Here is a 23159-nt window from a genome sequence, read left to right on the forward strand (position 1 = left end):
CAAGGAGTGCTGATTGTGGCGAGTCAAAGTTACATGAGTATCACCGGTAAACGACAAGGCTTGATTTCAGCGGGTTGTTCAGGCCAAAGCTCTATCGGCAACAAATGCCAACTCGGCCATCAGGATGAAATCACGGTGTTGGCTTACTCGCACGATATGCTCACGGGTAATGATGGCAGTGTCACAAGCGGTCGCGGCAAGCACATGCCGATCATGATTACCAAAGCCATCGACAAGTCATCGCCTCTGCTGGCGAGCGCGCTGCATACTGGTGAAGAACTGGACTGCATCATCAATTTATACCGAACCTCCTCGACCGGAGGTCAAGAGCGATATTATTCGATACACCTCACCGATGCGCGTATTGCGCATATCAGCCAGCAGGTTCCCCATGCCATTCGCATGAATGATGCCGAGCCGCAAGAGTTGGTGTCTATCCGATACAGGAATATTGCCTGGGCGCATGTTCCAGCGGCGACCAGTGCTTATAGCACCTGGATGAAAGAGGATGAATGAATCTTCCTGCGATATTCATGATGTAACCAGATCTGCTTCTGATCTGGTTGCAGCGGGGTGCGCCATTGGCATGGCGCATATTCCTGACGGTTTTGCACGGCTTCGATTTGGTTCGATGGTCGCCGCCTATGTTGATGAAGTGATTCAGGCGGTAGATGAGGGGGTTATTAGTGCGTGGGAAGGGCTGGAACAGATCAGGGCTGAACACGGAGAATTATTATCTAAGGCAAATTTTTATGTTCAGAACGGCATCACTATTTTAGCAGGAGGTGCGCAGATTAAAGCAGGGATAGCAGTAGCAGGGGCGTCCTGGGGCGTTGGGGTTGTGCCTGGTGCACTTCTAGTCAGTCATGGGGCTAACAATATCGCTGAAGGTGTGACTAATATTTATAACGGTCCTGGCACACCTGCTACTCAAGGGCCAATTCGGCATGGTTATCAGGCGTTATTTAGGGATGGTTATAATGGTAATTTAGCGTACTACACTACAGACTTGATTTTGTCGGGTTATGGAATGTTCAGGGTGGTACGAAAACCAGGTTCTGCACAATTTTTTAGATTTGATCCTATTAGTAATGAGCGGGCTTATCAGCAAGCCGGAAAGTTAGCGCTGATTTTTGAAGGTTTGGTTGATTCTATAACGTTGAACGCTATTTATGAGGAAGGTGAATTGCAGGGAGGTGCCCCGTAATATTTCGGAATGCGCTGCTTCGTTATGTAAAGCCGCGCATTCTTGGGATGTAAAAGCATAGCCCAAAAAATACGAGTATCGCGTATGTTAATAGGTATGCAGTGTCCAGATGGTTTTCATCTATGTGAATTACCTTGTTTATGCAAAACACAATAAATAATGTCGGCAAGCCAGAACAGCCTAATACTAGAAGGGTGACGGCGATGTGGTATCGTATATTTTCAAGATTCATTGGTATCTCTTTCAAATATGCGCGCGTTGAGTAGTTTAACGTGATTGGTTTATGCAAAGCCTCGCAGTCTTGGAGTGTAAAAGCGTAATCCGAATAATACGATGGTTGCATAGGTTGCCAAATAGGCGATTTTTAAATCTCGGCCTTCAAGCGGAACTATCTCAGTTATTATCCAGACAGCCATTCCCATGATCGGAATTGAACACCCTAAAACCAAAAGAGTAACCGAAATATGGTATCGAATATTCTCAAAATTCATTGTCTAAATAACCAGCTTGATGTGAGTCCTTAGATTAGTGCGGCTATTGGAAACAATGCAACATCCCTTTTGTAAATCCGACATGGCTGTAAGAATAGTCCGGCAAGGCTTTTTCGATCTCGCCTGCGCAAGTGATTACCTGCTATTCAGAGCGTCATTCGCGGTATCCTGAACGCTCCCGACCCCGGACCCCTTTTCCATGCTGGTGATTTCCAACAACGTGCATATACCGGATGCCGAGATCGAGTTGACCGCCATCCGCGCCCAGGGCGCCGGTGGGCAGAACGTCAACAAGGTCTCCAGCGCGGTGCACCTGCGCTTCGACATTGCGGCCTCGTCCTTGCCCGAGTTCTACAAGGAACGGCTGCTGGCGTTGCGCGACAGTCGTATCACCGGTGAAGGTGTGTTGATCATCAAGGCCCAGCAATACCGGACCCAGGAACAGAACCGGGCCGATGCGCTGGCGCGTTTGACCGAGCTGATCCTCAGCGCCACCAAGGTCGAAAAGAAACGCCGCCCGACCAAGCCGACCCTCGGTTCGAAGACTCGTCGGCTCGAATCCAAGAGCAAGCGCGGCAACATCAAGGCCGGGCGCGGCAAGGTCGACTTTTAGCGGGATTCTCGCGCTTCGCGCTGTTTCGGCGCCTGCCGGTACAAGTAGATGCTGAGCATCAAACCGGTTAAAGCGGCCAGGGCGGCGAACAGGAAGATAGAGGCAAAACCGAAGCCCGCCGCAATCGCGCCAGCCAGTGGTCCGGTGATCCCCAGCGACAAGTCGATGAACAGCGAATAAGCCCCGACCGCCGCGCCACGGCTGGACGCGGGCACGAGGTTGACCGCTTCGACCCCCAGCGCCGGAAACACCAGTGAGAAGCCAAAGCCACTGAGCGCAGCGCCCGCGAGCGCCCAGTGCGCGTCAGGTGCCAGCCACAGCAGCAACAGCCCCAGGACCTCCACCGACAGGCAGGCAATCGCCACGCGGAAGCCGCCGAGGCGGTTGATCAGGTTGCCGAACAACAGTCGTGCACCAATGAAGCTGGCACCAAACAGGCTCAGGCACAGCACCGCGTTGTCCCAGTGCCGGGTGGCGTAATACAGGGTGATAAACGTGGCGATGGTACCGAAACCGATGGAGCCCAAGGCCAGTCCGCAGCCGTGGGGCAGCACCCGACCGAGTACATGCATGAACGGCAAGCGCTCACCGGTCACGATCGGCGCAGCGGTTTTCGGCCATGCCAGCAACAGGCCAAGGGCAGCCAGCAACACGATACTCACGCCCATGCTCCACAAGCCCATTTGATTGACCAGCAGCACCCCCAGCGGCGCGCCGACCGCCAGTGCGCCATAACTGGCGATGCCGTTCCAGGAGATGACCTTGGCGGTGTTCGCCGCGCCAACCCGGCCGATGCCCCAGCCAATCGAGCCGGAGCCCACCAGGCTTTCCGCACTGCCGAGCACCAGGCGACCGACCAACAGGCTGATCAGACTCAATATCGGCAGGCTTTGGGTCCAGGCTGAAAGCAGCATGAATACGCCACTGAGCCCGCAACCGGCCAAGCCGTACATCACGGCCAATTTGCTGCCCTTGTTATCGATGATTTTCCCGGCGTACGGACGGCTGAGCAGGGTGGCAAGGTATTGCACGCTGATCACCAAACCGGCGATCACCGCGCCGAAGCCGAGGTCGCTGTGGACGTAGCCGGGCAATACGGCCAGGGGAATACCAATGTTCAGGTAGCCGATAAAGGTAAACAGGACGATGGAGACAACTTGCAGCGTGACCGCCAGGGGGCGCTGGTTTTCAGACATGGGTCAAAGGTCCACGGGATAGCAGATAGATAGGCTGCTTATGATAACGGCGTAGGCGGTCGTGGGTTGAGAAAAAGTAAAACTAATTGCCGAACGGGATTAGTCAGGGCTTGGCGGGCGCCAACAGTTGCGTGGTGACCAGGGCGGCCAGCGCATTTTCTTCGCTGCCGAAGCGGGCCAGCAATGCGGCTTGTTTTTCAGAAGACAGACGAGTCCAGATCTCGATCATTTTCTCGGCGGTACCGATCAGAACGCTGGCCTGCAATGCTTCATCAAAAGGAGGAGTGACGTTGTCGGTCATGGTGCGGGACTCACGGTTCAGGCGGTGTGGAAAGCGCATGTTAGCGCTTTCCACACGGTCTGTACGGCGGGTGTTTCAGTCTTCGCTGTCAGCCTTGCGGCTGCCAGTGGCTTCTTTCGGCTCGGGCTGTTGGGCGCCGGCTTGTTGCGTGGTCGTCTGCTCAGGTTCGTGCAGGCTTGGGAAGGGGAGATTAGGAATCTCGTGCATAGTCGCGCTCCTCGCTAAGTCTGTTGATAGATCTGGTAGATCCGCGCTTTTAAAAAAAGCCTGGGCAGGATACAGCAGGGGAAATGACAAACAGACTTTTATATCTATTTGTTTCGACGAATGGGATTGTCTAGACAGGTCTGTTGTATTGACGCAGGCCCTTTGTAGGAGCGAGCCTGCTCGCTCCTACGGGGGGCAGTGTTTTGGGGGTTACTTGCAGACGTCAGCAATCGCCTGTGCCAGCAGATCCAGACGCGTCGCATCAATCCCCGCCACGTTGGCCCGACCGGAACTGACCATGTACACGCTGTGATGGTCGCGCAGGTTTTTCACCTGTTCAGGGGTCAAGCCGGTGTAGGAAAACATTCCGCGCTGCACACCAATGTGCGCAAAACGCTCGCGTAAACCGTGGGGTTCAAGGGCTTCCACCAGTCCGCTTCGCAGTTGGGCAATACGCAAGCGCATGGTTTCCACTTCGTCGGCCCACAAGCGCTTCAACTCTGGATCGCCGAGGATGGTTGCCACCACCGCAGCACCGTGATCCGGTGGCGTCGACCACAGGTTGCGGGCGATGTTGGCCAGTTGGCTGCGGATATCCACCAGCTTGTCGGCGGTTTTCGCGCAGACAATCAAAGCGCCGGTGCGGTCGCGATACAGGCCGAAGTTCTTCGAGCAGGAGCTGGTGATCAGCACTTCCGGCAACTCGGCGGCGAACAAACGGGTCGACCATGCGTCCTGTTCCAGCCCATCGCCGAAGCCCTGGTAGGCGAAATCGATCAGCGGCAGCAGTTCACGCCGACGCACCACGTCCAACACACGGCGCCAGTCGTCGTGGGACAGATCGAAACCGGTCGGGTTGTGGCAGCAGGCGTGCAGCAGCACCACGTCACCCTTTGGCGCGTCATTGAGCACGGCGAGCATGGCATCGACGTCGAGACGATTGTCGCTGCCCACGTAGGGGTAATGACTGACCTTGACCTTGGCCGCCGCGAAAATGGTTTCGTGGATCGGCCAGGTCGGATTGCTCAACCAGATGCCACGGCCCGGCAGGCACTGGGCGATGAAGTCCGCGCTCAGGCGCAACGCTCCGGTACCGCCCGGTGTCTGGGTGGCGCCGGCGCGATGTTCGCTGATCAGTTTTGAATCGGCGCCGAGCACCAGCTCACTGATGAGCTTGCCGAAGGCCGGTTCGCCATGACCGCCGATGTAGGTCTTGGTGGTCTGGCGATCGACCAGGCGCGCCTCGGCGAGTTTCACGGCCTGGGGAATCGAGGTCAGGCCCTGGGCGTCTTTGTAGACACCCACGCCGAGGTCGAATTTGCGCGGGTTGGGGTCCTGCGCATAGGCCTCCATCAGGCCGAGGATCGGATCGCCGGGCACCCGGCCGATGGCGTCGAAATGCATTATTTTCGGCCCTCGGCGTCCTTGGCCACTTCGTCCGTGCGCGCGGCCATGATGAAGTCATTGCGGTGCAGGCCTTTGATCGAGTGGCTCCACCAGGTGACGGTGACTTTGCCCCACTCGGTCAGCAGGCCTGGGTGGTGACCTTCGGCCTCGGAGATTTCACCGACGGCGTTGGTGAACGCCAGGGCGTGCTTGAAGTTTTTGAACAGGAAGACTTTTTCCAGCTGCATGATGCTGTCGCGTACTTCGATGTTCCAGTCCGGGATCTGCTTGATCAGTACCGGCAGTTCTTCGTCGCTGACTTGCGGAGCATCGGCGCGGCAGGCTTCGCAGTGGGCTTGGTTCAATGTGGACATGGTGTGTTCCTGAAATCGAATGTTTGGAATTCGGCCGTCATGTCACCACGCTAAAGCAAAGCGTCGGTTCCGGACAGGCTCACTTGGTTCTAAAAGCTGCGGATCACGCGGCTTTTGGTTTTGGCGGAAATTTCGGTGCATGCAGGCCCATCTGCATCGCTTGCTTGACCATGCCCATGATGTCTTCGTGGGCGAGGTCGAACAGGCGCTTGAGATCTGGCAAGACGAAATACAGTGGCTGCAGGATGTCGATGCGGTAAGGCGTGCGCATGCACTCCAGCGGATCGAACGCCTGATGTTCAGGTTCGCCCGACAGGCAGTACACGGTCTCTTTCGGCGAAGACAGGATGCCGCCGCCGTAGATGCGCCGGCCTTGCGGGGTTTCCAGCAGGCCGAACTCGATGGTCATCCAGTACAGGCGCGCCAGGTACACGCGTTCTTCCTTGGAGGCCTGCAGGCCGAGTTTGCCGTAGGTATGGGTAAATTCCGCGAACCAAGGGTTGGTCAGCAACGGACAGTGGCCGAAGATCTCGTGGAAAATGTCCGGCTCTTGCAGGTAATCCAGTTCTTCGCGGGTGCGAATAAAAGTGGCAACCGGAAACTGCTTGTTGGCGAGCAATTCAAAAAAGGTCTGGAAGGGGATCAGCGCCGGCACCCGGGCGACCTGCCAACCGGTGGTTTCACCGAGCACCTTGTTGATTTCGCCCAGTTGCGGAATGCGGTCGTGGGGCAGACCGAGCTTTTCGATACCGTCCAGGTATTCCTGGCACGCACGCCCTTCGATCACTTTCAACTGGCGAGTGATCAGCGTGTTCCACACCGCGTGTTCTTCAGCGGTGTAGTCGATAAAACCTTGCGCATCGGGCTCGCGAGCCACGTATTGCGTCTGCTTCATGCTGCTCTCCTGCGAGGGGACTTCGTTCTTGTTATGTCCAGCTATGGACCTAGAAATAACCCATGAATTGCAGTGGTGCAGCAGGCGTTCAGCGGCGAATGTAGGAAAAATCCGCAAATATCGTAAAGTTTTCGTTACGTATTGGCCGGCGTCGCGCAGTTATTGAGATTTGCCGGTTTGAAAAGCGCTCTGGGTGTCACATAATCTTGACGACTATCTGGGCGCCTAATCAGAAAAATCGGGCGCTATCCCTGTGGGAGCCAGCCTGCTGGCGATAGCGGTGTGTCATTTGACATCAAAATCGCCTGTTGCGACGCCAACGCCAGCAGGCTGGCTCCCACAGGTCAATCATCGTTTATCAGGCCTTTTATATGCGTATCAAAGTCCACTGCCAGAACCGCATTGGCATCCTGCGCGACATTCTCAACTTGCTGGTGGGGTACGGGATTAACGTCGCTCGTGGGGAAGTGGGCGGTGAGCATGGCAACGCCATCTACCTGCATTGCCCGAACCTGATCAACATTCAGTTCCAGGCGTTGCGTCCGAAATTCGAGGCCATCGCCGGGGTTTTTGGCGTCAAGCGCGTAGGGCTGATGCCCAGCGAGCGTCGGCACATGGAGCTCAATGCCTTGCTCGGCGCCCTGGAGTTTCCGGTGCTCTCGATCGACATGGGCGGCTCCATCGTGGCGGCCAACCGCGCAGCTGCGCAATTGCTCGGGGTGCGCGTCGATGAGGTGCCGGGGATACCGCTGTCGCGTTACGCCGAAGATTTCGACTTGCCAGAGCTGGTGCGCGCCAACAAATCGCGGATCAATGGGCTGCGGGTCAAGGTCAAGGGCGACGTGTTTCTGGCTGACATCGCGCCGCTGCAATCGGAGCATGACGATAGCGAAGCCATGGCCGGTGCGGTATTGACGCTGCATCGCGCCGACCGGGTGGGCGAGCGTATTTATAACGTGCGCAAACAGGAGCTGCGCGGCTTCGACAGCATCTTCCAAAGCTCGAAAGTGATGGCGGCGGTGGTGCGTGAGGCGCGGCGCATGGCGCCACTGGACGCACCGCTATTGATAGAGGGCGAAACCGGTACCGGTAAAGAATTGCTGGCACGCGCCTGCCATCTGGCCAGTCCTCGTGGTCAGTCACCGTTGATGGCGCTCAACTGCGCCGGTCTGCCGGAGTCCATGGCCGAGACTGAATTGTTCGGCTACGGCCCCGGCGCTTTCGAAGGTGCGCGGGCTGAAGGCAAGCTCGGCCTGCTGGAGCTGACGGCGGGCGGTACGCTGTTTCTCGATGGCGTTGGGGAAATGAGCCCGCGTTTGCAGGTGAAACTTCTGCGCTTCCTGCAGGACGGTTGCTTCCGTCGTGTAGGCAGTGATGAAGAGGTTTATCTCGATGTGCGAGTGATTTGTGCGACCCAGGTCGATTTGTCCGAGTTGTGCGCCCGCGGAGAGTTTCGTCAGGACCTGTATCACCGCTTGAACGTGTTGTCGCTGCACATCCCGCCGCTGCGCGAATGCCTCGACGGTTTGGCGCCGCTGGTGGAACACTTCCTCGATCAAGCCAGTCGACAGATCGGTTGCCCGTTGCCAAAACTCGCGCCGGCGGCCATGGAACGACTCAGTCATTACCATTGGCCGGGCAACGTTCGGCAGTTGGAAAACGTGCTGTTTCAGGCGGTGTCGCTGTGTGAAGGCGGCACGGTCAAGGTCGAGCATATTCGCTTGCCTGATTACGGTGTGCGTCAGCCCCTTGGCGATTTTTCCCTCGAAGGTGGGCTGGATGAGATTGTCGGGCGTTTCGAAAAGGCAGTGCTGGAGCGGCTGTATTCCGAGCATCCGAGCAGTCGGCAATTGGGTAAGCGGTTGGGGGTTTCCCACACCACCATTGCCAATAAGTTGCGTGATTATCAGGTTGGGAAAGACAACGCCTGACCCTGTGGCGAGGGAGCTTGCTCACGCTCGGGCGCGAAGCGGCCGTAAAGCCATCCTAAACTACGCTAGTGTGCCCTCTCTGAAATAAGTTTCTAACCTGAGCGAACTGGAAAGCTCGATCACCACATTCCTGGCACTGCGAAATGCGCAGCCGACTCGCTATGTCTGGAGCGCCAAAGGGGAGGGCGGTTGCAGGAGCTGAATGCAACACGGTTATTGAATTGTCATGGGAGTATCGTGCCGCATCGCAATGGCCTTTTGCATCACCTCACTCATCACCTCGATCGGACATTTGAAATCGAAGCATTTACGTGGGCGTATATTCAATTGCAAGGCAATGGCATCTAACTGTCCTTGGCTGTGTCCCGACAAGTCCGCCCCTTTGGGCAGGTACTGGCGGATCAGCCCGTGGATATTTTCATTACTGCCGCGCTGCCAAGGGCTGTGCGGGTCGCAGAAGTAAATCGCCACCCCGGTGCTCTGGGTAATCTCCGCGTGCCGCGTCATCTCTCGGCCCTGGTCGTAGGTCATGCTCCTGCGCATCGCCAACGGCATGCTATTGAGCGCGGCGCTGAAGCCCTCCATCGCTGAGGTTGCGGTCGCGTCATTCATCTTCACCAGCATCAGGTAGCCACTGGTGCGTTCCACCAACGTGCCTACGGACGAGGCGTTGGCCTTGCCCTTGATCAAGTCGCCTTCCCAATGCCCAGGCATCAGACGGTCTTCAATCTCCGGCGGGCGCACATGAATGCTGAACATCTCGGGGATCTGGCCGCGCCGATCCACGCCGCCTGAGCGTGGCCAGCGGGCCGTTTTGCCTTGGCGCAGACAGATGATCAGTTCCTTGCGCAGTTCGCCGACCGGCAGGGCATAGATCGCGTTATAGATCGTCTCGCGGCAGACGTAGGCATCTCTAAGGCTGGGAATGTTCATGCTGCATACCTTGCCGGCAATCTGCTCGGGAGACAAACGCTCGCGCAGCATATGGGCCACCAACTCGAAGCGTTCGCTACCCGGCAACAGCTTTCGCATCGGCCGACAGGTTTGGCGGCGGGCTTGCATTTGTTGCTGGGCCGCACGGGCCGAGTAACTACCACAGACCTCTCGATTGCGGCGTAACTCCCGGCTGATGATCGAAGGAGATCGTTCGATCAGCCGAGCAATTCGACGCTGGCTGAGACCCTGGACATGACCGATTAGAATGGCGGCGCGTTCTTCGACGCTGAGTTCGTGATAAGACATGGGGCAGCACCGTACCGGAAAGGTCAGGTGTTGCACTCAGTTTTTGCCGCCGCCGAGGATATTCTGAACAAGATACAGCGAGCCCATTAGGCAATGGCCTCACCGGCATTAGGATCTTTATTTGTGAGACAGCACACTAGCAGTGTAAAATTTAAGCTGTTAGAAAATGGTAAAATTAGCATAAAGCAGGTACTGGCCCAATGTCCAGATTTGACGGAGAGCGAGAAACTAATTTTGCTAAGCAATGCTGATACGGCGTTGAAAACTATTATCGCCTTGTATCCGAAGATTTCAGACGAGCTGCAAGCAAGGTTGGTCGCCGACAGGGATCGCAGTGTGAGAAAGAGTCTTGCAGAAAATTCTAGTTTTATCAAAGAAGTCCAGGAAATCTTGGCTGAAGATACAGGCAGCGATGTAAAGGTATCGCTGTCAAACAACCCAGGACTGTGTCTAGGTTAAGAGAAAAAACTGAGATTGAAAAATATGTAATGAAAAATAGGCATATGTTTCGCGTAAGAGGGGGGCTTAAGGAACCGCTGATTAATTCTGATTTTTGCCTCTGTAACCAGTCAGGAAGCTTTGAGTTATAATAGACATCAGTCAGTTTTAGAATTAATCAGCGGTTTCCTAGACAAACTGCTCCCATTCCTGGAGAACGACAATGCTGCAGAAGTCAGTAAGTTGCTCTGGTAGAGCGCGATGGGGACGCGGATTGTAGTATTTTAGATGATGATTGGTATCTAATTTTGTTTTGAGAAAATACTCATCTCTGATAATTTTGATGCCATTTCGCTCTTGAATGCATCAATTTTACTAGATTGAATGTTTGATTTTTCCGAGGGCGGCTGAATCGTGTTAGGTATGACTTTCTCAACGAGGCTAGATAGTAATGGTTGGGGTGGTTGTTCTCCAATGTGTTTCTCACCAAAAAAAATAGAAACGGGTGTATTGTGCTTCGATCGATGACCAGGCATTGGAATAGCGTTAGCGTTTGTATGCTGATTGAATTTATTTAAAATCAACTGGTCCAAGCATTCAGTCACACTTATATTCTGCCGATTAGCCAGATCGTTTAGTGCATTTTTGGTCGATATTTTCAAGGAGAAATTACAAGATATTTTTCCATTGGAACGATCCCTAAATTGTTTTTGATTCCAGGCTGCTTTCATTCGCCTAATAAATTCTCGACAATCGCTATTGTCTTTAATGCTTTCTCCAAACGACTTAATGTCTGCGTAGGAAGAAAGGTGTATATAATTTGAATCGTTCCTAAGGATATAGCGTATAGCCCAATTTATTTGCATATCATTTTTCGCGGAAATCCATGTGAATACCCCTCCTGACGTGCTCATTTAATTCCCTCTCATATGTTTAGGCTTGCCCATCCTATTCCTTTCCAGGTCACTATCACAACGTAACGTTACGGAGTGAAATTACGGAGTGATAAGTTGTCAATCGACACAAAAAAAATACAGGGTGTTTTTCTGCGATATAATAGCTTTACTCAAAAAAAATCAGGAGATAGCGTTGCCATGCATCACCGTTTACTACGCTTGGAATTAGACTCCATCAGCCCAGAGGTAAAGTTTTTTCTCGTCCGATTCTTGCAGTTGTACAGTCTTGATGACTCTGTAAGTCTGGGCATTAAGGCGCTCGCACAAGCGATCGGGGTTACGGATCGCATCGTGACTCGATCAATCACAGAGTTGGAGGCGCTGCAGCTTTTGATTCACCGGAAAATTGTGACGGGGAGAGGTCGTCCAAGGAGTGAGTATCAGTGCTCGGCTCGGCTTGAGAAGCTGCTTGAGGATAATAGAGACCCCGTGACACTGGTCCACAAAAGCCGAATTGATCACTTGCTGCATAGCGCCAATCAGATGCATGGCGAAAAGTTGAGTATCACCAACCGACTGCTGCTGGCGGTGCTGCTCAGTCATTCCGATCTATTTGGCGCTGTCAGGGATGAGTCGTTATCCGATTTGTCCAGGAAAACAGGTCTGAACCGAGAGCGTGTAAAATCACAGATTTACAAACTTAATTCATTGGGAATCATTCGTTCATGGATACATGGAGCTACAAACGCCCAGCTGTTTGGACCTACAAAGTCGATTTACTTTCTAAACCTTCATCATCTGCTGTTAAGTCAGGGCGGTCATCCTGCCATCACAATAGTGTACCCATTTGAGAATCTTTCATATAATAAAAATCTGGCTGAAGCAGGAATGATTCTGCATAAGTCGATAAATATAAAAAGACCTGAATTTTTTTACATTATAATTTTCATGGTTTTTTACCGAGCGATAATAAATTTAATAAGCTTTATGAATTGTTCGAGCCAAATGCGCTAAATTTGTTGGTTTCGAAATTGCTACAAGCAAAGATTGAAGAGTATGCTTCGATGTTACTTTCCAAGTTCTGGAATACTGAACTTTTGACGAATACTTTACTGTCTAAAATCGAGAATACAAATTTTTTTATAGATGAAGAGATACTCAGGCGCATTGATAAAGACTTTAAAAGTACAATCGGTACAGGCAGTCAATCGGACACAGACGATAGTAGTAATCTATTGTCAGAATTCATTTATCATGTCGCTTTTTGTTTGGCTCGGAAAATCCAAAAGCTGCCATCAATCATAGATGAAATATCAGATGAAAAAGTAGATTTTCTGATTCTGTTCAGCGCAATCGTAGGGGATGACCCACGTTTATACAAAAGATCTATATTGCTTTTGGCCATGCCCCGAAGGGAGGACAGTGAACGTAAATGTTACATATTTACGGGAAGTAATGACTCACAGCAAAGATTTAACGTCCTCAATCAAGAAGATGATATTTCTCTTGAAGATCGATACAAATATGGGCTGATCACAAAAGTCAAGGTCCCAAAGCGATATGGGCTAAGCAGATGACCGGTACTAAAAGCAATTATTTATGGATGACATATCAATTTTGTAATTGAAATTTCTGAGTTGCGAATGGCCATTTGAAATAAGTTTTGAACATTGTTCGTTGAACATATACTACATCAGCGCTTTACTTTAGGAGTTCGCTGATCAATTCAGATTTTGCCTCTTTAACTAGGCTGGAGCTCTTGGTTTATAAGATGGACATTAACCGGTTTTCGAATTCATCAGCGTCTCCTTAGACACTCATAAAATTCTTTCCACGTCCCGTGGCAAACATTAAATAAAAAAATCTTAGATCTATATCACTCATCTGTACTCCCTACGGTATTGACTGCGGTAGGGGATTTGGCGTGCTTGCTTGTTGGCTCTGCACGCTCATTACTTGAGAGGATCTACGTATGTATAGCCCTTGCCCAAGCTGCAACTCTGGACGAATAGTCACGAAAAATATCGGTAAACAAACGGGTGGATTGATGGGAGCCGCCGGCGGTGCGGCCAGTGGCGCCGCGGGTGCCTTGTCGGGCGCGGAAGCCGGCGCGATTTTAGGTGTAGTTGGAGGGCCGGTGGGGATCGCCATTGGCAGTATTGCCGGGGCGATTCTCGGTGGTCTGTTCGGTGGGGTTGCAGGAGGGGTCGCCGGAGCCACGCTAGGTGCACAGTTGGATGACAAGGTGCTGAATAACTACCTGTGCCTGGAGTGCGGTTACCGCTTCAGCGTCAACCGCTAAGTAGTGATGAACTGACCTCGTTGGTCGCTGACAGCGAGGCCATTCCTTTTATTCGCAAGGAATCATTCCCATGGCTCATCTCGTTGAACAAATGGCCTATGTGGGAGCTACGCCCTGGCATGGTCTGGGCAGTCGCCTCTCCCCCAAACAACCGCTCGAAGTCTGGCAGCACGAAGCGGGTATGGATTGGAAGATCCAAGACAGCCCAGTGCATTTCAAATCCGAGAGCATCGGTTCCCTGGGATCGATTCACACCTTCCCTGAACAGAAAGTGCTGTACCGCTCCGACACTAATGCCCCGTTGTCGGTGGTTTCTCAGCGCTATCAGGTGGTACAGCCGCGTGAGGTCTTGGAGTTCTATCGCGATCTCACCGATGTCTCGGGCTACGAGCTGGAAACCGCTGGGGTACTGAAAGGCGGTCGCAAGTTCTGGGCTCTCGCCCGTACAGGGCAGACAACCGCGCTGAAGGGTAACGACCAGGTGAATGGCTACCTGCTGCTGGCCACCTCCTGTGATGGCACCTTGGCCACCACCGCCACTCCCACCACGGTGCGGGTAGTTTGCAACAACACGCTGACCATCGCTCTGGATGGCACCACCCGTGCGATCAAGGTGCCGCACAACACCCGCTTCGATCCGCAGGCGGTGAAAAAGCAGTTGGGTATCGCCGTCTCCCAATGGGACACCTTCATGCACCACATGCGCATGCTGTCTGAACGCAAGGTTCAGTGGCATGAAGCTATGGGCTTCTTTATGAATGTGCTGTGCGATGCCAGTCCTAGCAGTCCGCTACCGGCGGTACTGCCCAACGAGCGGGCGTTACGCAAGGTTCAGAGCCTGTATGAAGGGCAGGGCCGCGGAGCGACCCTGGAGTCAGCGCAAGGAACTGCGTGGGGCTTGCTCAATGCGGTGACCGAGTACGTTGATCACGAGCGGCGTGCCCGCAGTACGGAATACCGCATGGACTCGGCCTGGTTTGGCCAAGGAGCGGTGATCAAACAACGCGCACTGACCGCAGCCCTGCAACTCGCCGCTTAGTCCTACTCACCCACTCAACGCTTAAAACGCCTGGTCAGCTTCTGCTGGCCGGGCGTTTTTTTATGCCGCACAGGAAACCATCATGGACATGCAAAATCTGCAACACCCCAGTCGCAAACCCCGTCCGGCCTTGCGCCTGGTGGGCACCAAACACCTGCCGCGTGAGGAATGGCTGGTCGTGCGTAAACAAGGCATCGGCAGTTCGGATGCCGCCGCAGCCGTCGGGCTTAATCCGTACAAATCCCAACTGGAGCTGTGGCTGGAAAAAACCGGGCGAGATACCTCACTGCCCAAACTCGATCCACAGGATGAAGACAGCCCAGCTTACTGGGGCAACATTCTGGAGCCGATTGTCGCGACCCATTACACCAAGCGTAGTGGCCATCGGGTCCGCCGGGTCAATGCGGTGCTGCAGCATCCTGATCCAAAACTGGCCTGGATGCTGGCCAACATCGACCGAGAGGTGATCGGCGCGCCTGAGGTACAGATCCTCGAATGCAAAACGGCCGGTATCAACGGGGCTCGCCTCTGGAAAGAAGGTGTACCGGAGTATGTGCAGTTGCAGGTCATGCATCAGCTCGCCGTCACCGGCAAGCAGGCGGCGGATGTGGCGGTACTGCTCGGTGGCCAGCACCTGGAGGTCCATCGCATCGAACGGGACGAATCGATGATTGCTCGGCTGATCGACCTGGAGCGGCTGTTCTGGGATTACGTGGTCAGTGACACCCCACCGCCGGCCGATGGCACGGCCTCAGCGGAAGCGGCATTGCGCTGCCTCTACCCCGAGGATCACGGTCAGACCCTGGACTTCAGCCAACACACGGAGTTGACCAGCACCTACCTGGAGCTCAAGGCTGTTCGCCAGCGCATTGCCCAGCAGGAGACGCGTGAGGCGCAGCTCAAGCAGGTCCTGCAGCAGGCCATGGGAGCAGCCACCCGGGCCGAGTTTGCCGATGGTTACATCAGCTGGAAAAAGTCCAAGGACAGCCTTGGGCTGGATGTCGAACAGATGCTCAAGGACAAACCCTACCTGCAGGCCCGCTACCCCAAGATCAAAACAGGCAGTCGCCGCTTCCTGATCGGCTGAATCATCCCTCCTCACCCACGCCACCCGGACCGTTTAGGTCCCGGTGGCTTTTTTATTTCCAGATTAAGGAGAACCGCCATGCTCAAAGGTTTAGCCATTACCCCACCGGTACTCGGGCGTATTTCCATCGGCAAGGTCGTCGAGAAAAACGGCAAACGTCTGCCGGAGAAAGATGATCAGTTCACCATCACGTCGCAGGTACAAAGCCGCGACGGTTGGCTGCTTCACCCGCTCAATGAGGAACTGCGCAATGGCCAGGATGGCAAACTGCGCAGTATTCCGATCCGGCTGCTGTTCAACGAACCTGACCTGAACTTTCGGGCGGACTACAGCCTGTTCGACCGTAACAGCGGCCGGCCGCTGTGTGTCGGTAATGGTGAGACTTGCAAGCGTTTGACCAAGGACGGCATCCAGTCGTTGCCCTGTCCTTCACCGGATGGCTGTTCACTGGCTCAAGGCCATGCCTGCAAGCCTTACGGCCGGCTGAACGTGGTAATTGGCGATGACGATCCGCTGGGCAGTTTTGTCTTCCGTACCACTGGGTTCAATAGCATCCGCACCCTGGCGGCACGCCTGCAGTACTTCAGCGCAATCTCCGGCAATCGCCTGGCCTGCCTGCCGCTGGAGCTACGCCTGCGCGGTAAGTCCACCCGGCAAAGCCATGGCACGCCGATCTTCTACGTGGACATCACGGTGCGCAGTGGCTTGAGCATGGAAGACGCCTTGCGGGAAGCCCAGCAGTTGGAGGAAACCCGGCAAGCCGCGGGGTTTGACCAGCGTGCCTTGGATCACGCGGCCCGGCAGGGCTTTAACAATGGGGCCTTTGAAGACAGCGAGGAGGACACCGGTGCCATCGTCGAGGAGTTCTTCCCCACCATTGAAGATCAGCCCAGCCCTGTAGAGCCCCAAGCCCAACTGGCAGCGCCTGCCAAACCCTCACTCGCCCAAAAGTTGGAGTCGCAAGCCACGCGGCACAACGGCAAGCCCACCGTCCAGTAATCGCGCTCTTCCCCTTTAGTTCTCACGCATTCGCACAGGAATATCCGCATGAAATATCACAAGCTCGTAGCCGGTGAAACCACCGGTACCTACGTGATGGAATCACCCGTCACCGAAGCCGACATTCTGCAGATGGCGCAACAACTGGCGATGAGTCGTCTGTCTAAAGGCCGGGCATTGACTGAGCCCAAGCAGGTCTTCAGCCACCTGCAAACACTGCTGCAGTACCACGAGCACGAAGTCTTTGCTTTGCTACTGCTCGACACTAAACACCGGGTAATAGGCTTCAGGGAGCTGTTCAGAGGCACGCTGGATGGGGCCAGTGTGTACCCGCGGGAAGTGGTCAAGATCGCTCTAGAGCAGAACGCCGCGGCCGTCATTATGGTTCACAACCATCCCTCCGGTGACCCGGAGCCCAGTCAAGCCGATCGCACGTTGACCACCACCCTCAAGAACGCTCTCAATATGGTTGGCACCCGGCTATTGGATCATGTCGTCGTGGGTTATGAAGGTTGCGTATCGTTGGCTGAACGAGGTTACCTGTAACTGAAGAGCCGAGCTTAGTCATTCCGTCCGATGGACTGCCCTAGGCCGAAGCCGGGGGTGGTCATCGGCACGGTGGGCTCTACCTCACGCTGCCTTATTTTTTGTCCAGGGGGGGCTGCGTTGCCATGGAGTGAATGAAACATCGATCTCCATTGATCTGGATGATATTTCACCAGAGTAATAACCTGCCGGGTTTTACGGGCTTTGAGCCACGATCTGTAGGCATTTATCGCGGGAGTTCAGGGGGTGGCTTTTCGGTACTGGTAATATGCTTTTAGTAGCTACTTCATCTACCCAAGGACAAAGATTCATCCGGTAGGTTGAGGCAATGTAGCAGGCCCATCGAGGCCTGCTTGTCAGGCAGGCATTAAGGGATGTCGGTAAAAAAGTACTCACCGTGCTGAAGGTATGAACTTACCCACGGGAGTACCACCATGATCCGTCATCCTGACAACACCAACCTTATCTTTCACCGTGACAGTACCTTCCTAGGTTGGCCTATTCAAGAGGACAAAGGCCCCCTTCATTCAGCAGTACCTGCATCGTCTGTTGGAGACGATGCAGTATGCGCTGGCTGAATACCCACGAGTGTTTGCTTTCCGAGTAGACCTACGACTACCTATGGGTATTCCGCTACCTGACTACGCATACACGAACCAAGTCATTGAGTATTTTATCGCATCCTTTAAAGCCAAGATTAAACATAACCGCAGCAGGGCTTGCGTATCGAATCCGTATGCTCATGACTGCAAGGTCCGCTACTTCTGGGTGCGGGAGCACGGGCAGCAGGGCAAGCCTCACTATCACCTGGCAATCCTGCTCAACCGTGATGCCTTCAATTGCCTGGGCTGGTTCAACTCAGACAGGGACAACATGTTTAATCGCCTGCAAGAAGCATGGGCCAGCGCTTTGGGGTTATCGATAGGGGAAGTCAGAGGCTTGGTCGAGAGCCCACGCAAGTCGATCTACAAACTCAATCGTGGTGATCTGGAGGGGCAGACTGCGTTCTTCAGCCGAACGAGCTATATGTGCAAGTCGGCCACCAAGGTCTTTGAGGATGGCAGCCATGCTGTAGGCTGCAGCAGGAGCTGATCCCAACGCATTTCTCTTATCGAGACAGGAAAGAAGGCCTCACGGTTGAGTGGTCCTGTCTTCAACGGAGTTTTGCAACCGCCAAGCGTTATAGCCGTGCCTCACAGAGCGTTGAGGCGCCAGGCTGGCCAGTATGAGCAACGCAAGTGAGCTGCTGATAAATGCCATGACTGAAAACATGCCAAAGCGGCAGACAGGCATGAACCAAAAGGTAGGGAGTTGGTTATTTCTGTGGGATGTGGAAATACGTCATCACAAGGCTCCCTGCAAAAAGGCAGGCTCTAACCTGGTCGTGTGACAGGTAACGAACGTGGTAAGCCCATACCGCTGCCTTTTGGGCAGGTGAGCCGTAAGGTGAGCTGTTGGCCGTCTGGGTAAGGGGTCGCAGAGAAAGCGAGCGCGGGGCTGTAATAGTTCGGATAGGGGTTGGAACATCACCCCCCACGGTAAACCGGGCAGACTTCTGCGCGGTCGTTGATTACATAAAGTCTGATGGGACTATCTCAGAAGTAGCGACATCAGGCCAGCATGATAGAGCACGGGCGAAAGCGCGTGTCTGCGGCCTGCCATCTATCACCACTATCGGAGGGAGGCGTAGTCGACTCGGAACTGATTGCAAAGGTGTATTGGCTCCAGGGACGCAGAGAGGCCGATACGCCTTAATTCCTCAAGGCTTATTAACGGCTTGAGCCGTATGCGGTGAAAATCGCACGTACGGTTCTCAGGGGGGGGGCTGGATCAGTAATAAGCTGGGGCTACCCGACTAGTGCTACCCTCTATACGGGCGAACAACTGGACATGGCCGATAACGATGTTTTCCTGCATGCACTCCTCCTTGCCCAGGGCCGTAAAGCTGGGGAACAGATTCATTTTGTACGCAGCCATTTTCTCCAGGCTATTGGCAGATCCCCAGGTACGACAAGCTACAAGTGGTTGAAAGACAGCCTGCAACGTATCGCTTCCGCCAGCCTTTTTATTGAGAATTCGGATGGCGACGGGAAAATGTTCAGATTGATCTCATAGTTGAGCTGGAAACGGCAGAATGAAGAGTTTTGGCTTGCTCTAGATCACGAGATCGTCCAGTTTTTCGGTAAGCATGAGCTAGCGCACATCGATTTCCAGGCCCGACTTGAGCTCAAAGCACCTTTGGCAAAGTGGTTGCTGCACGATATGCCTGAAAGATTGCGGTTATCCATTCCGGTGCTGCTTCGCAGCGCAGCGGGAGCAAGCTCCCTTGCCACGGGGGGGGGGGGGGGCAGCTACAACAGGTCAAGCCTTGCCACCCACCGGCATAACACCGCCGGTTTTTCGTCTCTGATACAAACCCTCCGCGCCTGCTCAATCCCTCAAGCCCTTTGTTTGCCGGGTCTTACCGCGCCAGGAACAAGTTGGTCTGCAAATTGCTTGTGGCTCATCAGTACAGCAGTGGGCGGCAAACGTCCGGCAGGCAGAGGAAAGATTTTGGACAAGTACCTTTATGTGGCAATGACCGGCGCCAGCCAGAATGCCCTGGCGCAAAAGGCTCATGCCAACAACCTGGCGAACATCTCCACCAACGGCTTCCAGAAAGACCTGGAGCAGGCGCGTTCGATGCCGGTGTTCGGTGACAGCTTTCCGGCGCGTGCGTTTGCGATGTCCGAACGCCCGGCCACGGACTTTTCACCGGGTGCCCTGGTGGAGACCGGTCGCGACCTCGATGTCGCCGTGCAAGGCAACGGCTGGCTGGCCGTGCAGAACCCTGATGGCGGTGAAAGCTATGTGCGCACCGGCAGTCTGGTGGTTGACGCCCTGGGCGTATTGCGGGCCGGCAACGGCATGCCGGTCATCGGCAATGGCGGGCCGATTGCCGTGCCGCCAGAGCAGCAGATCGAAGTGGGCGAAGACGGCACCATCAGCATCCGTGCGATGGGTGAAGGCCCTCGCGTGATGGCCGAAGTCGACCGCATCAAGCTGGTCAATCCGGACATCAAGAACATGACCAAAGGCCTGGACGGTTCGATCCACACCAAGGACGGTCAGCCGGCGCAAGCCGATGCCAACGTCAAGCTGGTGTCCGGGTTCCTCGAGTCGAGCAACGTCAACGCCGTGGAAGAGATGACCTCGGTGCTGGCCTTGTCCAAGCAATTCGAGCTGCACATCAAGATGATGAACACCGCCAAAGACGACGACCAGGCCATGGCTCGGGTCTTGCAGATCAGCTAACTATCAGAACGTCGCGCCGTAAAACAGGCGCACGAGGAGAATCGAATGCTTCCGGCTCTATGGGTTGCCAAAACCGGTCTGTCCGCCCAGGACACCAACCTGACCACCATCTCCAACAACCTGGCCAACGTGTCGACCACGGGTTTCAAACGTGACCGCGCCGAGTTCCAGGATCTGCTCTATCAGATCAAGCGTCAGCCAGGCGCCCAGTCGACCCAGGACAGCGAACTGCCGTCGGGCCTGCAACTGGGTACCGGTGTGCGCATTGTCGGCACCCAGAAGAACTTCACCGCCGGCAGCCTGCAGACCACCGAGCAGCCGCTGGACATGGCCATCGATGGTCGCGGTTTCTTCCAGATTCTGCAGCCTGACGGCACAACGTCCTACACCCGTGACGGTACCTTCCACCTGGACTCCAATGGCCAGATCGTCAACGCCAGCGGGTTTGCCCTGGAGCCGGCCATCGTCATTCCTAACGATGCCCAGACCTTCACGGTCGGTCGCGATGGCACCGTGTCCATCACCGTTGCCGGCAACCCGGCTGCCCAGGTGATCGGCAACCTGCAAACCGCCGACTTCATCAACCCGGCCGGCCTGCAGGCCGTGGGTAACAACCTGTTCCTGGAAACCGCCGCCAGTGGTGCGCCGCAAGTCGGTACGCCAGGCCTGGCCGGTTTCGGCACCACGCTGCAGAACACTCTGGAAACGTCCAACGTCAGCACCGTTGAAGAGATGGTCAACATGATCACCACTCAGCGCGCCTACGAGATGAACTCCAAGGTGATCTCCACCGCCGACCAGATGCTCTCGTTCGTAACGCAGAATCTGTAATCAAGTCTATGAGGCGGCCATGAGGCCGCCTGCAACACCGTGAGGTAGGGTCATGAATCGCTTCGTTTCCGTTCTGGCATTGACTGGAGTCACCGTGCTCTCGGGCTGTGTGCCGTCGACACCCAAGCCCAATGATCCCTACTATGCCCCGGTGTTGCCGCGTACGCCGCTGCCGGCTGCCGCGAACAACGGCTCGATCTACCAGGCCGGTTTCGAACAGAACCTCTACGGCGACCGCAAGGCGTTTCGGGTCGGTGACATCATCACCATCACGCTGAACGAGAAGACCCAGGCCAGTAAAAACGCCAACTCGCAGGTGGCCAAGAACAGCAAGACCGGCATCGGCCTGACGTCGCTGTTCGGTTCTACGCCCAATACCAACAACCCGTTTGGTAGTGGCGACCTGAGTCTGAGCGCCAGTTACGAAGGTGACCGTGCGACCAAAGGCGACAGCAAGGCAGCCCAGGGCAATACCCTGACCGGCTCGATCACCGTGACCGTCGCCGACGTGTTGCCCAACGGCATCATTGCCGTGCGAGGCGAGAAGTGGATGACCCTCAACACCGGGGATGAGCTGGTGCGGATCGCAGGGCTCGTGCGTGCCGATGACATCGCTACCGACAACACTGTTTCGTCGACTCGCGTCGCCGATGCGCGCATCACCTATTCGGGCACCGGTTCGTTTGCCGATGCGAGTCAGCCAGGCTGGTTCGACCGTTTCTTCCTCAGCCCGCTGTTCCCTTTCTAGGTGGCTTTTTTGGTGAGCAAGTTGAACTTCAAGCACCTGATCGCAGCTGCGCTGTTGATGTCCTTGTCGCTGGGTGCTCAAGCCGAGCGGCTAAAGGATATCGCCAGTATTTCCGGCGTGCGTTCCAACCAATTGATCGGTTACGGGCTGGTGGTCGGGCTTAACGGCACCGGTGACCAGACGACGCAAACCCCGTTCACCCTGCAGACCTTCAACAACATGCTCTCGCAGTTCGGTATCAAGGTACCGCCGGGATCAGGCAACGTGCAGTTGAAGAACGTCGCGGCCGTGTCGATCAGTGCTGACTTGCCAGCGTTCGCCAAGCCGGGACAGCAGGTCGACATCACCGTTTCGTCCATCGGTAACTCCAAGAGCCTGCGTGGCGGTACCTTGCTGCTGACGCCGCTCAAGGGTATCGACGGTAACGTCTATGCCATCGCCCAGGGCAACCTGGTGGTGGGCGGTTTCGATGCTGAAGGCCGCGACGGTTCGAAAATCACCGTCAACGTTCCGTCGGCCGGTCGCATCCCGGGCGGAGCCTCGGTCGAGCGAGCGGTGCCGAGCGGTTTCAACCAGGGCAACAGCCTGACGCTGAACCTCAACCGTTCCGACTTCACCACCGCCAAGCGCATCGTCGACAAGATCAACGACATGCTCGGCCCTGGCGTGGCCCAGGCCATCGACGGCGGTTCGATTCGCGTCAGTGCGCCGCTGGATCCGAGTCAGCGGGTCGACTACCTGTCGATCATCGAAAACCTCGAAATCGATCCGGGCCAGGCGGTGGCGAAAGTCATCATCAACTCCCGTACCGGCACCATCGTGATTGGTCAGAACGTCAAGGTTTCACCGGCCGCCGTGACCCACGGCAGCCTGACAGTGACCATCACCGAAGACCCGATCGTCAGCCAGCCGGGCCCTCTGTCCAATGGTCAGACAGCGGTCGTGCCTCGTTCCAAAGTCAATGCCCAGCAGGAAGCCAAGCCGATGTTCAAATTCGGCCCCGGCACCACCCTCGACGAAATCGTGCGGGCGGTGAATCAGGTCGGCGCGGCCCCGGGTGACTTGATGGCGATCCTCGAAGCTCTGAAGCAGGCCGGCGCGTTGCAAGCCGATCTGATCGTGATCTGAGGACGGCA

General features: G+C 55.2%; 25 protein-coding genes and 1 pseudogene. 18 read left to right on the plus strand and 8 right to left on the minus strand.

What is annotated here, in order from left to right; translation table 11 throughout:
- Nucleotides 1-15: 15 nt before the first annotated feature.
- The 3 genes from AC1Q6D_RS16620 to arfB all read left to right on the plus strand — a co-directional run bounded on the left by AC1Q6D_RS16620 (nt 16) and on the right by arfB (nt 2311).
- Nucleotides 16-516: an Hcp family type VI secretion system effector gene (locus AC1Q6D_RS16620; RefSeq protein ID WP_103406384.1), complete on the plus strand. Its 501-nt coding sequence runs from the start codon at nt 16-18 to the stop codon at nt 514-516.
- The gene (locus AC1Q6D_RS16625; protein WP_103406385.1) at nt 509-1207 is read left to right on the plus strand and encodes a DUF4225 domain-containing protein; all 699 of its coding nucleotides are present in this window, start codon (nt 509-511) and stop codon (nt 1205-1207) included. Before AC1Q6D_RS16620 ends, AC1Q6D_RS16625 begins: the two co-directional genes overlap by 8 nt.
- A gap of 690 nt (nt 1208-1897) precedes the next feature.
- The gene (arfB, locus tag AC1Q6D_RS16630; protein ID WP_103406386.1) at nt 1898-2311 is read left to right on the plus strand and encodes an alternative ribosome rescue aminoacyl-tRNA hydrolase ArfB; all 414 of its coding nucleotides are present in this window, start codon (nt 1898-1900) and stop codon (nt 2309-2311) included.
- Here the strand turns inward: arfB and AC1Q6D_RS16635 are convergent.
- From AC1Q6D_RS16635 to phhA, 6 genes are all read right to left on the minus strand, one after another.
- Entirely contained in the window at nt 2308-3507 is a 1200-nt protein-coding gene (locus AC1Q6D_RS16635) for an MFS transporter (protein WP_103406387.1), read from the minus strand. The two genes, arfB and AC1Q6D_RS16635, sit on opposite strands and share 4 nt — an antisense overlap.
- Before the next feature lie 103 nt (nt 3508-3610).
- Entirely contained in the window at nt 3611-3847 is a 237-nt protein-coding gene (locus AC1Q6D_RS16640; RefSeq protein WP_178083164.1) for a hypothetical protein, read from the minus strand.
- A gap of 36 nt (nt 3848-3883) precedes the next feature.
- Complete coding sequence (locus AC1Q6D_RS16645) at nt 3884-4015, minus strand: hypothetical protein (RefSeq protein ID WP_256590390.1); 132 nt, start codon at nt 4013-4015, stop codon at nt 3884-3886.
- Between the two features lie 210 nt (nt 4016-4225).
- Nucleotides 4226-5419, minus strand: coding sequence for an amino acid aminotransferase (locus AC1Q6D_RS16650; protein ID WP_103406388.1), 1194 nt, complete (start codon nt 5417-5419; stop codon nt 4226-4228).
- Entirely contained in the window at nt 5419-5775 is a 357-nt protein-coding gene (locus AC1Q6D_RS16655; protein WP_017337151.1) for a 4a-hydroxytetrahydrobiopterin dehydratase, read from the minus strand. Before AC1Q6D_RS16655 ends, AC1Q6D_RS16650 begins: the two co-directional genes overlap by 1 nt.
- Before the next feature lie 103 nt (nt 5776-5878).
- The gene (gene phhA / locus AC1Q6D_RS16660; protein WP_103406389.1) at nt 5879-6670 is read right to left on the minus strand and encodes a phenylalanine 4-monooxygenase; all 792 of its coding nucleotides are present in this window, start codon (nt 6668-6670) and stop codon (nt 5879-5881) included.
- Nucleotides 6671-7041: 371 nt separating this feature from the next.
- Between phhA and AC1Q6D_RS16665 the strand changes: the two genes are divergently transcribed.
- Nucleotides 7042-8601: a sigma-54-dependent transcriptional regulator gene (locus AC1Q6D_RS16665; protein WP_103406390.1), complete on the plus strand. Its 1560-nt coding sequence runs from the start codon at nt 7042-7044 to the stop codon at nt 8599-8601.
- Nucleotides 8602-8814: 213 nt separating this feature from the next.
- On the opposite strand, the gene AC1Q6D_RS16670 is transcribed toward AC1Q6D_RS16665, so the two are convergent.
- Nucleotides 8815-9843 carry an IS30 family transposase gene (locus tag AC1Q6D_RS16670; RefSeq protein WP_103406391.1) on the minus strand — a complete coding sequence of 343 codons (1029 nt, stop codon included), beginning with the start codon at nt 9841-9843 and terminating at the stop codon, nt 8815-8817.
- Between the two features lie 123 nt (nt 9844-9966).
- Between AC1Q6D_RS16670 and AC1Q6D_RS16675 the strand changes: the two genes are divergently transcribed.
- Nucleotides 9967-10302, plus strand: coding sequence for a hypothetical protein (locus AC1Q6D_RS16675; protein ID WP_103406392.1), 336 nt, complete (start codon nt 9967-9969; stop codon nt 10300-10302).
- A gap of 281 nt (nt 10303-10583) precedes the next feature.
- On the opposite strand, the gene AC1Q6D_RS16680 is transcribed toward AC1Q6D_RS16675, so the two are convergent.
- Nucleotides 10584-11195 (minus strand): hypothetical protein, encoded by a 612-nt coding sequence (locus AC1Q6D_RS16680; protein WP_146041528.1) that lies wholly within the window; start codon nt 11193-11195, stop codon nt 10584-10586.
- Between the two features lie 96 nt (nt 11196-11291).
- Between AC1Q6D_RS16680 and AC1Q6D_RS16685 the strand changes: the two genes are divergently transcribed.
- The 13 genes and pseudogenes from AC1Q6D_RS16685 (at nt 11292) to AC1Q6D_RS16745 (ending at nt 23151) form a co-directional block, all read left to right on the plus strand.
- On the plus strand, nt 11292-12191 hold the full coding sequence (locus AC1Q6D_RS16685; protein ID WP_146041529.1) for a hypothetical protein: 900 nt from the start codon (nt 11292-11294) through the stop codon (nt 12189-12191).
- Nucleotides 12192-12241: 50 nt separating this feature from the next.
- Nucleotides 12242-12754, plus strand: coding sequence for a hypothetical protein (locus AC1Q6D_RS16690; protein ID WP_146041530.1), 513 nt, complete (start codon nt 12242-12244; stop codon nt 12752-12754).
- A 395-nt stretch (nt 12755-13149) separates the two neighbouring features.
- Entirely contained in the window at nt 13150-13479 is a 330-nt protein-coding gene (locus AC1Q6D_RS16695) for a hypothetical protein (RefSeq protein WP_103406395.1), read from the plus strand.
- Nucleotides 13480-13549: 70 nt separating this feature from the next.
- A complete protein-coding gene (locus AC1Q6D_RS16700; protein ID WP_103406396.1) occupies nt 13550-14518 on the plus strand; it encodes a DUF932 domain-containing protein in 969 nt (322 codons plus the stop codon).
- 82 nt (nt 14519-14600) lie between these two features.
- Nucleotides 14601-15605, plus strand: coding sequence for a YqaJ viral recombinase family nuclease (locus AC1Q6D_RS16705; protein ID WP_103406397.1), 1005 nt, complete (start codon nt 14601-14603; stop codon nt 15603-15605).
- Nucleotides 15606-15683: 78 nt separating this feature from the next.
- Nucleotides 15684-16604 carry a recombination directionality factor gene (locus AC1Q6D_RS16710; protein WP_103406398.1) on the plus strand — a complete coding sequence of 307 codons (921 nt, stop codon included), beginning with the start codon at nt 15684-15686 and terminating at the stop codon, nt 16602-16604.
- Nucleotides 16605-16652: 48 nt separating this feature from the next.
- Nucleotides 16653-17150, plus strand: a complete 498-nt coding sequence (gene radC, locus AC1Q6D_RS16715) for a RadC family protein (RefSeq protein ID WP_103406399.1) — start codon at nt 16653-16655, stop codon at nt 17148-17150.
- A 434-nt stretch (nt 17151-17584) separates the two neighbouring features.
- Nucleotides 17585-18242: pseudogene (locus AC1Q6D_RS16720) on the plus strand (inovirus Gp2 family protein).
- 798 nt (nt 18243-19040) lie between these two features.
- Complete coding sequence (locus tag AC1Q6D_RS16725; protein ID WP_146041531.1) at nt 19041-19265, plus strand: replication initiation protein; 225 nt, start codon at nt 19041-19043, stop codon at nt 19263-19265.
- Between the two features lie 438 nt (nt 19266-19703).
- Nucleotides 19704-20444, plus strand: coding sequence for a flagellar basal body rod protein FlgF (locus AC1Q6D_RS16730; RefSeq protein ID WP_047532062.1), 741 nt, complete (start codon nt 19704-19706; stop codon nt 20442-20444).
- Nucleotides 20445-20489: 45 nt separating this feature from the next.
- The gene (gene flgG / locus AC1Q6D_RS16735) at nt 20490-21275 is read left to right on the plus strand and encodes a flagellar basal-body rod protein FlgG (RefSeq protein ID WP_047532060.1); all 786 of its coding nucleotides are present in this window, start codon (nt 20490-20492) and stop codon (nt 21273-21275) included.
- Between the two features lie 52 nt (nt 21276-21327).
- On the plus strand, nt 21328-22023 hold the full coding sequence (gene flgH, locus AC1Q6D_RS16740; RefSeq protein WP_103402443.1) for a flagellar basal body L-ring protein FlgH: 696 nt from the start codon (nt 21328-21330) through the stop codon (nt 22021-22023).
- A 57-nt stretch (nt 22024-22080) separates the two neighbouring features.
- On the plus strand, nt 22081-23151 hold the full coding sequence (locus AC1Q6D_RS16745; RefSeq protein ID WP_236693152.1) for a flagellar basal body P-ring protein FlgI: 1071 nt from the start codon (nt 22081-22083) through the stop codon (nt 23149-23151).
- The last annotated feature ends 8 nt before the right edge of the window (nt 23152-23159 follow it).

The sequence above is a fragment of the Pseudomonas sp. MT92 genome (assembly GCF_058792515.1).

What these genes read in the sequence shown, in the direction of transcription:
- AC1Q6D_RS16625 (WP_103406385.1), top strand. Translation starts at nt 509, where the DNA reads ATGAATGAATCTTCCTGCGATATTCATGATGTAACCAGATCTGCTTCT.
- arfB (WP_103406386.1), top strand. Translation starts at nt 1,898, where the DNA reads ATGCTGGTGATTTCCAACAACGTGCATATACCGGATGCCGAGATCGAG.
- AC1Q6D_RS16635 (WP_103406387.1), bottom strand. Translation starts at nt 3,507, where the DNA reads ATGTCTGAAAACCAGCGCCCCCTGGCGGTCACGCTGCAAGTTGTCTCC.
- AC1Q6D_RS16640 (WP_178083164.1), bottom strand. Translation starts at nt 3,847, where the DNA reads ATGCGCTTTCCACACCGCCTGAACCGTGAGTCCCGCACCATGACCGAC.
- AC1Q6D_RS16645 (WP_256590390.1), bottom strand. Translation starts at nt 4,015, where the DNA reads ATGCACGAGATTCCTAATCTCCCCTTCCCAAGCCTGCACGAACCTGAG.
- AC1Q6D_RS16650 (WP_103406388.1), bottom strand. Translation starts at nt 5,419, where the DNA reads ATGCATTTCGACGCCATCGGCCGGGTGCCCGGCGATCCGATCCTCGGC.
- AC1Q6D_RS16655 (WP_017337151.1), bottom strand. Translation starts at nt 5,775, where the DNA reads ATGTCCACATTGAACCAAGCCCACTGCGAAGCCTGCCGCGCCGATGCT.
- phhA (WP_103406389.1), bottom strand. Translation starts at nt 6,670, where the DNA reads ATGAAGCAGACGCAATACGTGGCTCGCGAGCCCGATGCGCAAGGTTTT.
- AC1Q6D_RS16665 (WP_103406390.1), top strand. Translation starts at nt 7,042, where the DNA reads ATGCGTATCAAAGTCCACTGCCAGAACCGCATTGGCATCCTGCGCGAC.
- AC1Q6D_RS16670 (WP_103406391.1), bottom strand. Translation starts at nt 9,843, where the DNA reads ATGTCTTATCACGAACTCAGCGTCGAAGAACGCGCCGCCATTCTAATC.
- AC1Q6D_RS16680 (WP_146041528.1), bottom strand. Translation starts at nt 11,195, where the DNA reads ATGAGCACGTCAGGAGGGGTATTCACATGGATTTCCGCGAAAAATGAT.
- AC1Q6D_RS16690 (WP_146041530.1), top strand. Translation starts at nt 12,242, where the DNA reads ATGTTACTTTCCAAGTTCTGGAATACTGAACTTTTGACGAATACTTTA.
- AC1Q6D_RS16695 (WP_103406395.1), top strand. Translation starts at nt 13,150, where the DNA reads ATGTATAGCCCTTGCCCAAGCTGCAACTCTGGACGAATAGTCACGAAA.
- AC1Q6D_RS16700 (WP_103406396.1), top strand. Translation starts at nt 13,550, where the DNA reads ATGGCTCATCTCGTTGAACAAATGGCCTATGTGGGAGCTACGCCCTGG.
- AC1Q6D_RS16705 (WP_103406397.1), top strand. Translation starts at nt 14,601, where the DNA reads ATGGACATGCAAAATCTGCAACACCCCAGTCGCAAACCCCGTCCGGCC.
- AC1Q6D_RS16710 (WP_103406398.1), top strand. Translation starts at nt 15,684, where the DNA reads ATGCTCAAAGGTTTAGCCATTACCCCACCGGTACTCGGGCGTATTTCC.
- radC (WP_103406399.1), top strand. Translation starts at nt 16,653, where the DNA reads ATGAAATATCACAAGCTCGTAGCCGGTGAAACCACCGGTACCTACGTG.
- AC1Q6D_RS16725 (WP_146041531.1), top strand. Translation starts at nt 19,041, where the DNA reads ATGGCCGATAACGATGTTTTCCTGCATGCACTCCTCCTTGCCCAGGGC.
- flgG (WP_047532060.1), top strand. Translation starts at nt 20,490, where the DNA reads ATGCTTCCGGCTCTATGGGTTGCCAAAACCGGTCTGTCCGCCCAGGAC.
- flgH (WP_103402443.1), top strand. Translation starts at nt 21,328, where the DNA reads ATGAATCGCTTCGTTTCCGTTCTGGCATTGACTGGAGTCACCGTGCTC.
- AC1Q6D_RS16745 (WP_236693152.1), top strand. Translation starts at nt 22,081, where the DNA reads ATGTCCTTGTCGCTGGGTGCTCAAGCCGAGCGGCTAAAGGATATCGCC.